The 14,741-nt window shown below is 62.9% G+C and carries 13 protein-coding genes; 8 read left to right on the forward strand and 5 right to left on the reverse strand.

Features of this window, described 5'->3' with window-relative positions:
* The first annotated feature begins 133 nt into the window (after positions 1-133).
* Positions 134-1,813: a formate--tetrahydrofolate ligase gene (locus VGO12_RS25115; protein ID WP_327515444.1), complete on the forward strand. Its 1,680-nt coding sequence runs from the start codon at positions 134-136 to the stop codon at positions 1,811-1,813.
* An 83-nt stretch (positions 1,814-1,896) separates the two neighbouring features.
* On the opposite strand, the gene VGO12_RS25120 is transcribed toward VGO12_RS25115, so the two are convergent.
* A complete protein-coding gene (locus tag VGO12_RS25120) occupies positions 1,897-2,403 on the reverse strand; it encodes a DUF1993 domain-containing protein (RefSeq protein ID WP_327515445.1) in 507 nt (168 codons plus the stop codon).
* Between the two features lie 312 nt (positions 2,404-2,715).
* Between VGO12_RS25120 and VGO12_RS25125 the strand changes: the two genes are divergently transcribed.
* Complete coding sequence (locus VGO12_RS25125) at positions 2,716-3,168, forward strand: YiiD C-terminal domain-containing protein (RefSeq protein ID WP_327515446.1); 453 nt, start codon at positions 2,716-2,718, stop codon at positions 3,166-3,168.
* Positions 3,169-3,180: 12 nt separating this feature from the next.
* On the opposite strand, the gene VGO12_RS25130 is transcribed toward VGO12_RS25125, so the two are convergent.
* Positions 3,181-4,098 carry an extensin family protein gene (locus tag VGO12_RS25130; protein ID WP_327515447.1) on the reverse strand — a complete coding sequence of 306 codons (918 nt, stop codon included), beginning with the start codon at positions 4,096-4,098 and terminating at the stop codon, positions 3,181-3,183.
* A gap of 295 nt (positions 4,099-4,393) precedes the next feature.
* Between VGO12_RS25130 and VGO12_RS25135 the strand changes: the two genes are divergently transcribed.
* The 3 genes from VGO12_RS25135 to VGO12_RS25145 all read left to right on the forward strand — a co-directional run bounded on the left by VGO12_RS25135 (position 4,394) and on the right by VGO12_RS25145 (position 8,965).
* A complete protein-coding gene (locus tag VGO12_RS25135; RefSeq protein ID WP_327515448.1) occupies positions 4,394-6,499 on the forward strand; it encodes a TonB-dependent receptor domain-containing protein in 2,106 nt (701 codons plus the stop codon).
* 119 nt (positions 6,500-6,618) lie between these two features.
* A complete protein-coding gene (gene trpLE, locus VGO12_RS25140; protein WP_178385070.1) occupies positions 6,619-6,663 on the forward strand; it encodes a trpE operon leader peptide TrpLE in 45 nt (14 codons plus the stop codon).
* A 112-nt stretch (positions 6,664-6,775) separates the two neighbouring features.
* Positions 6,776-8,965 (forward strand): anthranilate synthase, encoded by a 2,190-nt coding sequence (locus VGO12_RS25145; protein ID WP_327515449.1) that lies wholly within the window; start codon positions 6,776-6,778, stop codon positions 8,963-8,965.
* An 88-nt stretch (positions 8,966-9,053) separates the two neighbouring features.
* On the opposite strand, the gene VGO12_RS25150 is transcribed toward VGO12_RS25145, so the two are convergent.
* Positions 9,054-9,980 (reverse strand): LysR substrate-binding domain-containing protein, encoded by a 927-nt coding sequence (locus tag VGO12_RS25150; RefSeq protein ID WP_327515451.1) that lies wholly within the window; start codon positions 9,978-9,980, stop codon positions 9,054-9,056.
* A 178-nt stretch (positions 9,981-10,158) separates the two neighbouring features.
* On the opposite strand from VGO12_RS25150, the gene VGO12_RS25155 reads away from it, so the two are divergent.
* The 3 genes from VGO12_RS25155 (at position 10,159) to queF (ending at position 13,377) form a co-directional block, all read left to right on the forward strand.
* Positions 10,159-11,733 (forward strand): MFS transporter, encoded by a 1,575-nt coding sequence (locus VGO12_RS25155; protein ID WP_327515452.1) that lies wholly within the window; start codon positions 10,159-10,161, stop codon positions 11,731-11,733.
* A gap of 125 nt (positions 11,734-11,858) precedes the next feature.
* Complete coding sequence (locus VGO12_RS25160; RefSeq protein ID WP_327515453.1) at positions 11,859-12,776, forward strand: cation diffusion facilitator family transporter; 918 nt, start codon at positions 11,859-11,861, stop codon at positions 12,774-12,776.
* 136 nt (positions 12,777-12,912) lie between these two features.
* On the forward strand, positions 12,913-13,377 hold the full coding sequence (gene queF, locus VGO12_RS25165) for a preQ(1) synthase (protein WP_327515454.1): 465 nt from the start codon (positions 12,913-12,915) through the stop codon (positions 13,375-13,377).
* A gap of 14 nt (positions 13,378-13,391) precedes the next feature.
* Here the strand turns inward: queF and VGO12_RS25170 are convergent, their stop codons facing one another.
* Positions 13,392-13,913, reverse strand: a complete 522-nt coding sequence (locus VGO12_RS25170; RefSeq protein ID WP_327515455.1) for a chloramphenicol phosphotransferase CPT family protein — start codon at positions 13,911-13,913, stop codon at positions 13,392-13,394.
* 11 nt (positions 13,914-13,924) lie between these two features.
* Positions 13,925-14,503 carry a HupE/UreJ family protein gene (locus tag VGO12_RS25175; RefSeq protein WP_327515456.1) on the reverse strand — a complete coding sequence of 193 codons (579 nt, stop codon included), beginning with the start codon at positions 14,501-14,503 and terminating at the stop codon, positions 13,925-13,927.
* Positions 14,504-14,741: the final 238 nt, after the last annotated feature.

Consider the following 14,741-nt stretch of genomic DNA (forward strand, 5'->3'; position numbering starts at 1 on the left):
CGCGGCCGCCGCCGATCTTGAGTTAGCGGGATGTGGCGGAAGCCGCAGACACGTCTTCTCCTCCCGCTTCGGCATTGCGAACCGCGCCTTGGAAGGCGTGGACGAAAACGAGACCCTGGGGAGGGGACATGTCATGACGGAGGTCAAGTCCGATATCGAGATTGCGCGTGCCGCGAAGAAGAAGCCGATCCTTGAGATCGGCGCGGCACTCGGCATACCGGCAGACGATCTGCTGCCCTACGGCCACGACAAGGCAAAGATCGGCGCCGATTTCATCGCAAGGCAGCGCGAGAAGAAGAATGGCCGGCTGATCCTGGTGACCGCGATCAATCCGACACCGGCAGGCGAAGGCAAGACGACGACCACGGTCGGTCTCGGCGACGGTCTCAACCGCATCGGCAAGAAGGCGATCGTCTGCATCCGCGAGGCGTCGCTCGGACCCTGCTTCGGCGTCAAGGGTGGCGCTGCGGGCGGCGGCTACGCGCAGGTCGTGCCGATGGAAGACATGAACCTTCACTTCACCGGCGATTTCCATGCGATCACCTCGGCGCATAATCTGCTGGCGGCGCTGATCGACAACCACATCTACTGGGGCAACGAGCAGAACATCGACATTCGGCGCATCGCCTGGCGACGGGTGATGGACATGAACGACCGGGCGCTGCGCAGCATCGTCGGTTCGCTCGGCGGCGTCGCCAACGGCTATCCGCGCGAGACCGGTTTCGACATCACGGTTGCCTCCGAAGTGATGGCGATCCTCTGCCTTTCGATGGATCTGAAGGATCTCGAACAGCGGCTCGGCAACATCATCATCGGCTATCGCCGCGACAAGAGCCCGGTCTTTGCCCGCGACATCAAGGCGGATGGCGCAATGACGGTACTGCTCAAGGACGCGATGCAGCCGAACCTCGTCCAGACGCTCGAAAACAATCCGGCTTTCGTCCATGGCGGCCCCTTCGCCAACATCGCCCATGGCTGCAATTCGGTGGTCGCAACGACGACGGCGCTGAAGCTTGCCGACTATGTGGTGACCGAGGCCGGCTTCGGTGCCGATCTCGGCGCGGAAAAGTTCTTCGACATCAAGTGCCGCAAGGCCGGCCTGAAGCCCGATGCCGCAGTGCTCGTCGCGACCGTCCGGGCGATCAAGATGAACGGCGGCGTCAAGAAGGACGACCTTGGCCGCGAGAACCTGGAGGCGCTGCGCAAGGGCTGCGCCAACCTTGGAAGGCATGTGCAGAACGTCAAGAAGTTCGGCGTTCCCGTCATCGTCGCGATCAACCATTTCACCTCGGACACCGAGGCCGAAGTGCAGGCGATCAAGGACTATGTGGCCACACTTGGTGCTGAAGCCGTGCTCTGCCGCCATTGGGCCGAGGGCTCGGCCGGTATCGAGGAACTGGCGCTGAAGGTGTCAGCCCTTGCGGAAGGCGGGCATTCGCAGTTCTCGCCGCTTTACCCCGACGACATGTCGCTGTTTCACAAGATCGAGACGATCGCCAAGGACATCTACCATGCAAGCGAGGTGATCGCCGACAAGTCGGTGCGTGACCAGTTGCGCAGCTGGGAAGAGCAGGGCTACGGCCGCCTGCCGATCTGCATGGCGAAGACCCAGTATTCCTTCTCGACCGACCCGAACCTGCGCGGCGCGCCGAGTGGCCACACGGTGCCGATCCGCGAGGTTAGGCTGGCGGCTGGCGCCGGCTTCATCGTCGTCATCACCGGCGAGATCATGACCATGCCCGGGCTGCCGAAAGTACCGTCGTCGGAAAAGATCTTCCTGAACGAGCAGGGCTATATCGAAGGGTTGTTCTAGAGTGTTCCGCTACCCCCGTCCTCAAAACGAAAAGCGCGCCATTCGCGGCGCGCTTTTGTCGTTGTCGGACCGTGCCGGCGCGATCAGGCGAAGCTGAGGAAATCGGCCTTTCCGACCGGGACGCCCTTGTGACGCAGGATGTCGTAGGCGGTCGTCAGGTGGAAGTAGAAATTCGGCAGCACGAACTTCTGCAGGTACTCCTCGCCGGTGAACGTCACCTTCAGGTTCGGGAAGTTGAGGACGACTTCGCGGCTGCCGCTGTCTTCGAGGTCGGTAGAGCCGATCGTTTCGAGGAACGCGACGGTGTTGGCGATGCGCTGGCGCAGTTCGTCCAGGGTCTTTTCCTCATCCGGGAAGCGGGGCACCTCAATCGACGTCAGGCGACCGACCAGGCCCTTGCTGGTATCGCTGACGCGCTGTACCTGGCCGGCAAGCGTCAGCATATCCGGCGCCAGCCGAGCGTTGACGAGGTCGTCGGCGGGGATGCCGTTTTCGCGCGCGAAAGCCTCGGCCTTGTCGAGCAGTCTGGTGAGGACGCCGAGGCCGCGAACAAACGCGGGAATGGAGAGCTGGTACATCGTCAAAGCCATGATCGTATCCTTTTGGGCCGGCGACAGTTCAGGCAAAAGCTGGAAACGCTCGTGCCCGGAAATGCGTGATTTCAAAGCGTTGCACCATCCTACCACTTGAATGAAACAATGGAGCGATCCGCATTTGAAACGGGTGGTTTTTTCTCGGGCTGATATTTGGGAGCCGCATGGCGTTCAGGCAAGGCGGGCAGTCGGGTATCTTTGCGCCGGCAAGGGCGAATAACGGATGACGGATGGCTCTCGTTTTCGCTCTGGCGAGCACGCGGCGTCTCAGGCATTCATAATGTGCACAGAAATGCCCAGGACACCGCGATGACGCCACTGGAACTAGAGACCTATCTCCACGCCCACATTCCGCTTTCAGCCGCCATGCAGGTTCACGTCGATGAGGTGAACCTCGAACATGTGCAGCTCAGCGCGCCGCTCGCGCCCAACATCAATCATCGCGAAACGGTCTTCGGCGGCAGCGCGTCCGCGCTCACGATCCTTTCCGCCTGGTCGCTGTTGCATGTGCGGTTGCGGGCCGCCAGTATCGCGGCGCGCCTGGTGATCCAGAGCAACCGGATGGACTATCTGAAGCCGGTCGCCGGCGCCTTTGTAGCGCGGTCCTCTCTGGCGGATGCCGAGCGGTGGCCGGGCTTTCTGCAGATGCTGGAAAGGCGGGGCAGGGCGCGCGCCGTCGTCGTTGCCGATCTGCTTGACGGCAGTGACACTGCCGGCCGCTTCGAGGGCGTGTTCGTAGCCCTCGGTCACGACAGACACTGAACCCGGTCTGGGCTAGCGGCAATAGCGGTAGTCGTTGCGACGTTCGATCACGTCGAGATGCAGGTGGTTTTCGTGAGCGGCGTCGCTGCCGGGGTCGAGCACGGTCTTGAAGTAGAGGCAGGCCGACGCGGTGACCGCGCGCTGAAAGGCGCCGCCCATCGTGCCGTCCTCGTCGCGCGGCTGGATCGTGATCGTCGTGCCGTTGCTTAACGTGAAGGACGCGATGTCGACGGCGTTACCGTGTGCGTGTTCCGAGATCTTGCCGGTGCTTGCGTTGTTGCGTAGGCGGCAGACATAGGTCGAGGCCTGGTTCAACGCCTTGATCTTCACGGTCTTGTCGAAGGCGACTTCGGCTGCGGGCTGGGCCGTTTCCTTCGTCCAGCGCGCCAGCGCCAGAGCCGTCTCGCATCGCATCAGTCCCTTCGGGGCGAGTGCGACGTCGGTCAGGATGTTGGTGACCTCGAGTGGCCTGTCGATGCCGCAGCCCTTGCCGTCGTCAACGCGCTTTGCCTCGCTAAAGGTTGCGCCAAGGGTCCTGAGGTCGGAGAGGCATTTTGCGTATTCGGCGGGTTTCTCGTTTTCCACAGGCGGATAGACGACGGGCTTGCTCTCCTCGCCGGCCTTTTCGTCCGCCTTCTTGTCTGTTTCGGCCGGCTTATCCTGGGCCTTGCCGTCCTTCTCCGCTGGCTCCCCGGCATTGTCCGGTTTCGGCTGCGGCACCGGTTTTTCGTCGCCTTGCTTGGTGTCGACAGAACCTTCCTGGTTGTTCTTCTGGTCACCCTCCGCCGGTTTCTCGTCGGGTGTCGGGACCGCTTCTTCCAACTGAGGGTCGGCCGGCGGCTTCTTGAGCGGCACGGGGCCGGATTTGGGAAGGCCTGCGCCCGCGAGGATCACGACCGACAGGAAAATCAGGGGGAGGTAGCGCTGCATCCGCTTCCTTTCTCGTTGCGAACGAGGCGGGGTTCGAGCGGGAGGAACGCACGGGAGCGGATCTGGTTTCATCCGGCCGCACGCAAAAGCGTTGCAGTTCGGCAACGCTTCGAATTGGTGCGCCCCCACAAATTGTGGGGAGGATGTTTGTTAGTTGACAATCATACTCATGTTTTTTATCCGGCATAAATGAGGCGACGTCATGTCGCAACGCTCTCGAACCTACCGCCCAGCCAGCCCCTTGAGTTCGCCGCTCAACAGCAAGCCCGGCCTCCGAAAATCAAAGGATTGGTCTATGCTCACCCGGCATCGTCGCCTGGCTCTCTTGGCCTGCACGACAACTCTTGCACTTTCCGCCGCAACGCTCGCATTCGCGCAGAGTGCGACAACCCAGACGAAGCCGGAAGAGAAAAAGGCCGAGGAGACCAAGGCAGGCGAGACCTACCTCTCTCCGATCGTGGCGAAGGGCTCGCGCACGAGCGATCCTTATGCCAAGGCCGGCCCGGTCAGCGTCGTCACATCGGACCAGATCGATCTGCAGTCCGGTCAGGAAACCGACGACCTGCTTCGCGGCGTTCCGGGAACGTCGACGGCGAACAATCCCCAGAACCCGGGCGTTGCCGTCAACATCCGTGGCTTTGAAGGGTCCGGCCGCGTCAACATGATGATCGACGGCGTTCGCCAGAACTTCCGCTTCACCGGTCACGAAGCCCAGGGCTTTGCCTATTTCGATCCGGCGTTCCTGTCCGAGATCGACGTGACCCGCGGCGCCGTCACCGGCGTCGGCGGTGGCGCGCTCGCCGGCTCGGTCAACTTCAAGACCTATGACGTCGAAGACCTGATCCAGGACGGCAAGAACTATGGCGGTATCGCTTCGGCGACCTACGGCACGAACGGCGCAGGATGGTCGGAATCGCTGATCGGCGCCTATCGTTTCAACGACGTCTTCTCGGTGCTTGGCGGTATCAGCAAGGCCGATCCCGGCAACTACGACAACGGTAATGGCGTCGAGGTTCCCTTCACCGAGGAAGACCTTCTTTCGGGTCTGTTGAAGTTTGAAGTGACGCCGGACAAGGACCACTCGTTCAAGCTCACCGGCATCACCTACGACAACGACTTCTTCGCAAACTCCTACTTCCAGAACGTGAAGAACCAGACGGTTTCGGCGAGCTACGCCTATACGCCGGACAACGAACTCATCGACTTCCGCGCCAATGCCTATTGGAACCGGCTGAAGATGAAGTACGACACCGACATTCGCGGCGGCGGCACGGCGGCCGGTCGTCAGATCACCGACACCGGCAAGGGCTTTGACATCTCGAACACCTCGCTGTTCGACCTTGGCGACGTTGCCGTGAAGGCGAATTACGGCGTCGAGTACTTCCGCGACGACTACGACGTCATCAACAGCACGGCCCGTCCGGGCGCCGGCGTCAACGGCAGCGGCACCAATGCCACCACCGGCGTCTTCAGCAACACGACCTTCACCTATGGCATGCTGGATCTGACGGCTGGCCTCCGGTGGGATCACTTCAGCCTCGATGGCTCCGGCGCTGTGGTTGCCGGCAACCCGATCGGTCTTCCGGCTGGCCCTTATACGGTCGACAAGTCCGACGGCCGCCTCAACCCGAGCGTCACGGTCGCGCTCAACCCGACGGAATGGTTCCAGCCTTACGTAACCTATGCGGAAACGTCGCGTTCGCCGACGGTCAACGAGACCTTTGCCGGAGGCACGCATCCGGGTCCTTCGGGCCAGTCGTTCTTCCCCAATCCGTTCCTCGAGCCGGAAACCTCCAAGGGCTGGGAAATCGGTGCGAACTTCGCCTTCGACGGCCTGCTTGACCCCAGCGACAACCTGCGGGTGAAGGCCAACTACTTCCATAACCGCATCGACAACTACATCACCGCCGCCCTGCTCAACGGCGGTCGCCAGATCTTCTTCGTCAACAATCCGGGCACCTCGACTGTCCAGGGCTTCGAACTTCAGGCGGCCTACGATGCCGGCTACGTCTTCGGTGACCTTGCCTACACTTACACCGACAGCAAGCTGCCGAGCCAGGTCAACGGTTTCGGCGTCCAGAGCTACCTGCCTGAGAACATCATCAGCGCAACGCTCGGCGCACGCTTCCTTGAAGACCAGCGCCTTGCAGTCGGCACCCGCATCTATGCGGTTTCGAACGCCTTTGTCGGCGAAATCAATCGTACGCCGCCGAACGTCCCGGGCTACGGCCTCGTCGACCTCTTCGCCAACTACAAGTTCGAAAACGGCTTTGAAGTCACGGCCCAGGTCACCAACCTGTTCGACAAGACCTACACGCCGTCTTCGAGCACCATTGCCGGCAGCACGATCGACACCGGCCGCGGCCGAACCTTCCTGGTCACGGCGAAGGCCAAGTTCTGATCGGTTTCAATCCAGCTCCAGTCGGAAAGGCGGCCCTTCGTGGCCGCCTTTTCTTTTGCCGTCGCGCGGTCGTTTTTCCCGCTTGCGCAAGTCCGAAACCCAAGCTAACACTTTGGCCCATGGAAAATGCACGCAACATTTCGATCTGGTGGTGGGCTCGCTGAAGCGGCCTTGACCAGTCATGCGTGATTGAGAGATGAAGCCGCCCGGAGATTTCGAGGCGGCTTTTTTGATGTTTTGGCCGCTCAAGGACCGGGCTTTTACGGAGCGAGGCGAATGGCAACGGTAATTCTCGAGGACGGCTCGGAGAGCTACACCACAAAAGGCGGCATCGTGGTAACGCGCAGGCGGCGCGAAGCCTCCTATCAGGACGCGATCGCCAGCTATGTCGACAGGCTCGACGAGCGCCGCGGCGCGGTGTTTTCCTCCAACTACGAATATCCAGGCCGCTACACCCGCTGGGACACGGCCGTCGTCGATCCGCCGCTCGGGATCTCGTCCTTCGGTCGCTCGCTCTGGATCGAAGCCTATAACGGCCGCGGCGAAGTGCTGCTTGCGATCATCGCCGAGCATTTGAAGACGGTAGCGGATATCACGCTTGGCGCCTCGACAAGCCGCCGCCTCGACCTGACGATCAACCAGCCCGACCGTGTCTTCACCGAGGAAGAACGCTCGAAGATGCCGACGGTCTTCAGCGTCCTGCGCGCTGTCACCAACCTCTTCCATTCGGCCGAGGATGCGAGCCTCGGGCTCTATGGCGCCTTCGGTTACGATCTTGCCTTCCAGTTCGACGCGATCGAGCTGAAGCTCAAGCGCCCGGACGACCAGCGCGACATGGTGCTGTTCCTGCCCGACGAAATCCTCGTCGTCGACCACTATGCCGCCAAGGCCTGGATCGACCGCTACGACTTTGCCAAGGACGGCGCCTCGACCGAAGGCAAGGCGGAGGATATCGCGTCCGAGCCGTTCCAGACCGTCGACAGCATTCCGCCGCATGGCGACCATCGTCCCGGCGAATATGCCGAGCTCGTCGTCAAGGCGAAGGAAAGCTTCCGCCGCGGCGACCTCTTCGAAGTGGTGCCAGGCCAGAAATTCTTCGAGCGCTGCGACAGCAAGCCGTCGGAGATCTCCAACCGGCTGAAGGCGATCAATCCGTCGCCCTATTCGTTCTTCATCAACCTCGGAAACCAGGAATACCTGGTCGGCGCCTCGCCGGAAATGTTCGTGCGCGTGTCCGGCCGCCGCATCGAGACCTGCCCGATCTCGGGCACGATCAAGCGCGGCGACGATCCGATCGCCGACAGCGAGCAGATCCTCAAACTGCTCAACTCCAAGAAGGACGAGTCCGAGCTGACCATGTGCTCGGACGTCGACCGCAACGACAAGAGCCGCGTCTGCGTGCCGGGCTCGGTCAAGGTCATCGGCCGCCGGCAGATCGAGATGTATTCGCGCCTGATCCACACGGTCGACCATATCGAAGGGCGCCTGCGCGACGACATGGACGCCTTCGACGGGTTCCTCAGCCACGCCTGGGCAGTCACCGTCACCGGCGCGCCAAAGCTCTGGGCCATGCGCTTTATCGAGAGCCATGAGAAGAGCCCGCGCGCATGGTATGGTGGCGCGATCGGCATGGTCGGCTTCAACGGCGACATGAACACGGGCCTGACGCTGCGCACCATCCGCATCAAGGACGGGATCGCCGAGGTCAGGGCGGGGGCGACGCTGCTCTACGATTCAAACCCGGAAGAAGAAGAAGCCGAAACCGAACTGAAGGCCTCCGCCATGATCGCAGCCATTCGCGACGCGAAATCCGCCAATGCCGGCAAGGCCGGCCGCGACGTGGCCGCCGTCGGTGCCGGCGTCAACATCCTGCTCGTCGATCACGAGGACAGCTTCGTCCATACGCTCGCCAACTATTTCCGCCAGACGGGGGCGACGGTGACGACCGTGCGCACGCCGGTCGCCGAGGAGATCTTCGATCGGGTGAAGCCGGATCTGGTCGTGCTTTCGCCCGGTCCCGGCAATCCGAAAGACTTCGATTGCAAGGCGACAATCAAGAAGGCGCGGGCGCGCGACCTGCCGATCTTCGGCGTCTGCCTCGGGCTTCAGGCGCTCGCCGAAGCCTATGGCGGCGACCTTCGCCAGCTGGCGATCCCGATGCACGGCAAACCGTCGCGCATCCGGGTGCTCGAGCCCGGTATCGTTTTCTCCGGTCTCGGCAAGGAAGTGACGGTCGGGCGCTACCACTCGATCTTTGCCGATCCGTCGAGCCTGCCGCCGGAATTCATGATCACGGCCGAAAGCGAAGACGGTACGATCATGGGCATCGAGCACACGAAGGAGCCGGTGGCTGCCGTGCAGTTCCACCCGGAATCGATCATGACGCTCGGTGGCGACGCCGGCATGCGAATGATCGAGAACGTCGTGGCGCATCTGGCCAAGCGCGCCAAGATCAAGGCCGCCTGATTGGACCGGCAATCCCGCATTGCGGGGCGCCGAAGACATGCATGACGACAAGGTGCCGCTTCCATCGTGGAGGCGGCACTTTTCGTTTCTATTGTGCCGCGTGACCAGCCGGAACGATCTCGCAACGGTCGGCGAAAAGCCGCGCGCTGAGGAAATCGACGAAGACGCGCACCTTGGGCGACAGATGCCGGTTCGACGGCCACAGCAGGTGGAACTGCCCGGGCGCGTCGAGATGGGCATCGAGCACGGTGCGAAGCCTTCCGTCGCTAAGATGGCGGCGCGCGAGGAAATCGGGCAGGCAGCCGATGCCGAGGCCTGAAAGCACGGCGCCGCTGAGCGCTTCCATGTTGTTGCAGGTGAGCACCGTCCTGAGGCGTGGCTCCCCCCCCTCGGGCGGCAGAGTGATCGGCCATTCCTGTAGCTTGCGGCTGTTGGGAAAGCGGAAACGCACCGCCTGGTGACCGTCGAGATCGCGGGGGCATTCGGGCGTGCCATGCTCTTCAAGGTAGGATGGACAAGCGCAAAGCAGCAGCTGGAACGGTCTCAGCGCCCGGGTCATCAACCGTGAATCCGGCAGCACGCCGCTGCGGATCGCGACGTCCACTTCCTCGTCGATCAGGTCGACGATGCGGTCGTTGAAGTCGAGGTCGAGTTCGATTTCGGGATAGCGCCGCACGAATTCCGGCAGTACCGGCAGGAGCAGGTGGTAGCTGACGATAGGCACGCTAACGCGCAGCCGGCCGCGCGGCATGGACACGGCGTCCGCCAGCGAAGCCTCCGCGTCGTCGAGATCGTCGAGGATGCGGCGGCAGCGCTCGTGAAAGAGGCGACCCTCTTCCGTCAACCGGATGCTGCGGGTGGAGCGTTGCAGCAGGCGGACCCCGAGCTGTTTCTCAAGAGCGGTCACGGCCTTGCCGACCGCCGAAGCCGAAAGCCCGAGGACACGCCCGGCCGCGACGAAGCTGCCGAGATCGGCGGTGCGCACGAAGGCGGTCAATCCGCTCAGGCGATCCATCGTCACTCCATTCGAGCGTTTATTTCCGGTAAATGCGGAAACATGCGTCTATTTTCATATCATTGTGTCGAAAATATCCTGCATTCGTCAATCGATACCCGGTCTTTGCCGAGACGTGGGCGCAGACCTCCCGGGCCTGCGTGGGTATCTCCTTTGCTCGAACGAACGGATGCGAAGCATGAGAGAAGAGATCAAGGACGGGCGCGAGCGTTGGTTCGTGCTCATCGCGGTTTGTCTGGCGGCGGCCGCGATGCCGCTCACCTTCACCGGCCCGGCCGTGGCGCTGCCGGCGATCAGCCGCAGCCTCGGCGCCGATCCGATGGCCCTCAACTGGGTGACCAATGCCTTCATGCTGACCTTCGGCAGCTCGCTGATGGCGGCCGGCGCGCTTGCCGACAGCTATGGTCGCAAGCGCATCTTCCTCGGCGGCCTCACGGCCTTCCTGCTGTTTTCGGCAGGCCTTGCCTTTGCCGGCGAGATCGTCTGGTTCGACGTTCTGCGCGCCCTTCAGGGCATCGGGGCGGCGGCCGCCTTTTCCGGCGGCATGGCCTCGCTGGCGCAGGAATTCGAAGAGAACGAGCGGCTGCGCGCCTTCAGCCTCGTCGGCACCAGTTTTGGCGTCGGCCTTGCCTTCGGACCGATTGCCTCGGGCCTGATGGTCGAGGCCTTCGGCTGGCCGGCGATCTTTGTGCTTGTCGTCGCCCTGGCAGCGCTGTCTCTCCTGCTTGGAGCCATTTTCCTCAGCGAGACACGTGATCCGGATGCGGCCGGTCTCGACTGGAAGGGGGCGGCAAGTTTCACCGCAGCGCTGACGTCGCTGACGTCAGGCATCCTGCGAGCGCCCGAAAGCGGCTGGAGCGATCCGTTGACGATCGCCATGTTCGTCGCCTCCGCATTGTTCCTCCTGGCGTTCTGGCGGATCGAGCGCGTCGTTGCGCGGCCGATGCTGGACCTGACGCTTTTTCGTTATCCGCGTTTCGTCGGCGTGCAGCTGCTGGCGGCGGCACCTGCCTATGGCTTCGTCGTGCTGCTGATCCTGCTACCCGTGCGCTTCATCGGCATCGAAGGCATGGGTGCTGTCGACGGCGGGCGCATGATGATCGCCATGTCTGCGCCGCTCCTGGTCCTGCCGATCGCGGCGGGTCTGTTGACCCGATGGTTTTCGCCGGCGGCGATCTGTGGGGCGGGATTGCTGCTTTCTGCTGCCGGTCTCTTCTGGCTGAGCCGATTTCCGGTTGGATCTGAACCGTTGGCACTGATTGCGCCGTTGCTGCTGATCGGCCTCGGCATCAGCCTGCCCTGGGGTCTGATGGACGGCCTTGCCGTCAGCGTCGTGCCCAGGGAGCGCGCCGGCATGGCGACCGGGATCTTCAGCACCACGCGTGTGGCAGGGGAGGGCGTAGCCCTGGCGATCGTGACGGCGGTGCTGTCGGCGCTCACCGCCTCAAACCTTGGCGCATATGGCGATTTGAATACTGGAGCGATGGCGCAACGCATCGTGACCGGCAATCTTAAGGGCGCCGTACTTCAATCGCCCGAGATCTCGCCGGCCGTGTTGCTGCAAGCCTATGGCGATGCATTCAGCGTGTTGCTCCTTATCTTGAGCGGCATCACGGTTGCGACCGCGACCGTCGTGTTCGTCTTCATCGGCCGGGGCGACAAGGCTGCCGATGACGCGGAAAGCGAAGCCGGCGTTCAGCCTTTCGAGGCGATTGTCTGCGCAGAAAGTGGAACCGGCCGATCCAGTCTTTGACAAGCGCCGCTTAATCCAGCATATGCTTGCTCATCAACCGCCTGCGCGAAATTCGCGCGGGCGGTTTTGCGTTTCAATGGGCTTGCGTTTGCAACTCGTTTGCATCTGCATAGGGAATGATCAAAATGTCTGGATCCGACAACAGAACCGTCCTGCGACTTGCCTTCTGGGGCATCCCGCTCTCCCTGGCCGTGCTGGGGCTGAAGCTTCTCGCCTGGTGGTTTACCGGGTCGGTCGCGCTTCTGTCCGATGGCCTCGAATCCACGGTCAACGTGATTGCGGCCGTCATCGCCTATCTGATGATCGGCTATGCCTCGAAGCCCGCGGATGCCGGCCATCCCTTCGGCCACCACAAGGCGGAGTATTTTTCTGCCGTCATCGAGGGCGTACTGATCGTCGTCGCAGCCCTGCTGATCGTCTGGGAAGCGGTGCCGGCGATGATGGCGCCCGCGGTGATCGAAGCGCCGGCGCTCGGCCTTGCGATCAACTTCGCAGCCGGTGTCGTCAACGCCATCTGGGCCTATGTGCTGATCACTGCCGGACGCAAGCACCGCTCGCCGGCGTTGAGCGCCGACGGTCACCACATCCTGTCTGACGTCGTTACCTCGATCGGCGTTCTGGTCGGCCTCGTTCTCGCGATCGCCACCGGCTACGCGATCCTCGACCCGCTGCTCGCCGTCATCGTTGCGTGCAACATCCTTTACCAGGGCTGGATGGTGATCTCGCGCTCGATCGACGGGCTGATGGACCGCGCCGTGCCGGCGGAAGAGGAAGAGGCGATCAAGCAGGCGATCGCCGCGAATGCCGCGGGTTCGCTCGGCGTGCATGACCTGAAAACCCGCCAGGCCGGTCCGGCCATCTTCGTCGACTTCCACATGGTGGTGCCGGAGGCGATGCCGGTTGGCGAGGCACACGACATCTGCGACCGGATCGAGGATGCCATCCGGGTGGTGCATCCGGGTGCAAAAATTGCGATCCATGTGGAGCCCGAAGGTGAGAAGGCGCACGGCGTGCGCGTCAAGACCACGGTCGGGCGCCAATGATGAAAGTCGGCGGCGCTTCAACCGTGACAAGGTTTCCTTCTTGAGGCGGTTCTGATTTAAGGGCCGAAACTGAGCGTGGCCGGCGCATGAGCCATGGCGAGCGGCCACACGCAGATGGACCGACGGAGTATACGAAATGAGCAAGACAGACGTATCCGGCCTTTCGCAGTTGGGCGCGAAGGTCGACCTGCCGCAAAATCCGGAAGACGCAGTGCTGGAGCGGGTGCCGAGCGGCAACCGGGACAAGGACTATCTTGTCCGCTTCACAGCACCGGAGTTCACCTCGCTCTGCCCGATGACCGGGCAGCCGGACTTCGCCCATATCGTCATCGACTATGTGCCGGACGAATGGCTGGTGGAATCCAAGTCGCTGAAGCTCTTTCTCCACTCTTTCCGCAACCACGGTGCCTTTCACGAGGATTGCACGATCGAGATCGCCCAGAGGCTGGTGTCGCTGCTTTCGCCGCGCTGGCTGCGCATCGGCGCCTACTGGTATCCGCGCGGCGGCATTCCGATCGACGTGTTCTGGCAGACCGGCAAGCCGCCGGAGAGCCTGTGGCTGCCCGACCAGGGCGTGCCGACCTATCGTGGTCGTGGCTAAGGAAAGAGCTTCCTCTAAGCCGTGAGTGACGGGCGCTTCAGCCACGCTTCGACGATGCGCGCGGCGACGTCGGCGGTTGGGTCGCGCGTGTCCACTTCGAGGTCGTAGGCGCAGTAGTCATGTGTCTTCAGGTGAAAGCGGGCTTCGCCGATGGTGCGATCGCCGCGCTCGCGCTCGCGCCGTTCGAGGTCTTCGATCGGCGCATGCACGCCGATCCAGAAGATATCGAGATGGGCGGTGCGGTTCCTGAGGTCCTCTGCCCAGCTCTTCTCCTCGACGATGTGCTCGACGATCAGGTCGTTGCCGGCCTCGGCAAAAGCCGCGATCGAGCGGTGAAATCCGTCGAAGAACCTTGAGCGCTCGCCGCGCATGGCAGGGTGCATGCCGCGCTTGAGAACCCGGAAACCTGCGTCCGCAAGCTGGTCTGACGCATAGTAGCAGAAAGGCTCCGGGAGGGTCTCCCGGAGCGCTTTTGCCAGTGTGGATTTTCCCGCACTCGACGTGCCATTGAGAAGGATGATCCGTCCGTGCTGCACGCTTCGCGATCTCAACCGAAGATCAGCGCGGCGCCGGCAAGCGCCGTTGCGCCGCCGAGGATGCGGGCAAGCAGGCCGCCACCCGAGAGGCGCTGAAGCGCGATGCCGAGGCCGATGCCGGCCGCGTGAAGGGCCGCGGTGGCGAGGATGAAGCCGACCGAGAACGAAAGCGCCCCGGCGCTGCCGAGTTCGCCGCCGTGGGCGTGGCCATGGAAGAGAGCGAAGATGCCGACGATGGCCGCGGACGCCGCCGTGTCGAGACGCACCGCCATGGCGACCAGCAGGCCGAGCGCGACGACGGAGGCAAGGATCGCCGGCTCGACGAAGGGCAGGCCGACGCCGGCGACCGCGAGCGCGAAGCCCACCGCCATCATCGAGACGAAGGCCGTCGGGACGATCCAGAGTGCCCGGCCGCCGATCTGGGCGGCCCAGAGGCCGACGGCGACCATGACGAGGATATGGTCGAGCCCGAAGAGCGGGTGCGAGAAGCCGGCGGCGAACGAGCCGTGTTCTTCCGGGTTGAGATGGGCAAAGGCGGGTGCGGCGGAAGCGACGAGCGCTGCGGCGGCGATCAGGATGCGTCTGTTCATGCGTGTCCCCATGGATCGGCGGGGCCTTGGGAGGATGACCCCACTCTCGAGTGTTTGACGCCTTGATCTTATTGGCCTTTGTCCACCTGTCTATACGGCATTTGGCGGTAGGTGTTTTTACCATAAGCGCACTGTGTCTTGCCGCTTTGTCGCCGCTTCCGTTTGTTGCATTGTCTTCGCGGTCGAGTCGCATTATCTGACATTGACTGAAGACTTCATGAGACGCCGGAGAAACACG

This window comes from Ensifer sp. (genome assembly GCF_035999135.1).
Lineage (GTDB): Bacteria > Pseudomonadota > Alphaproteobacteria > Rhizobiales > Rhizobiaceae > Ensifer.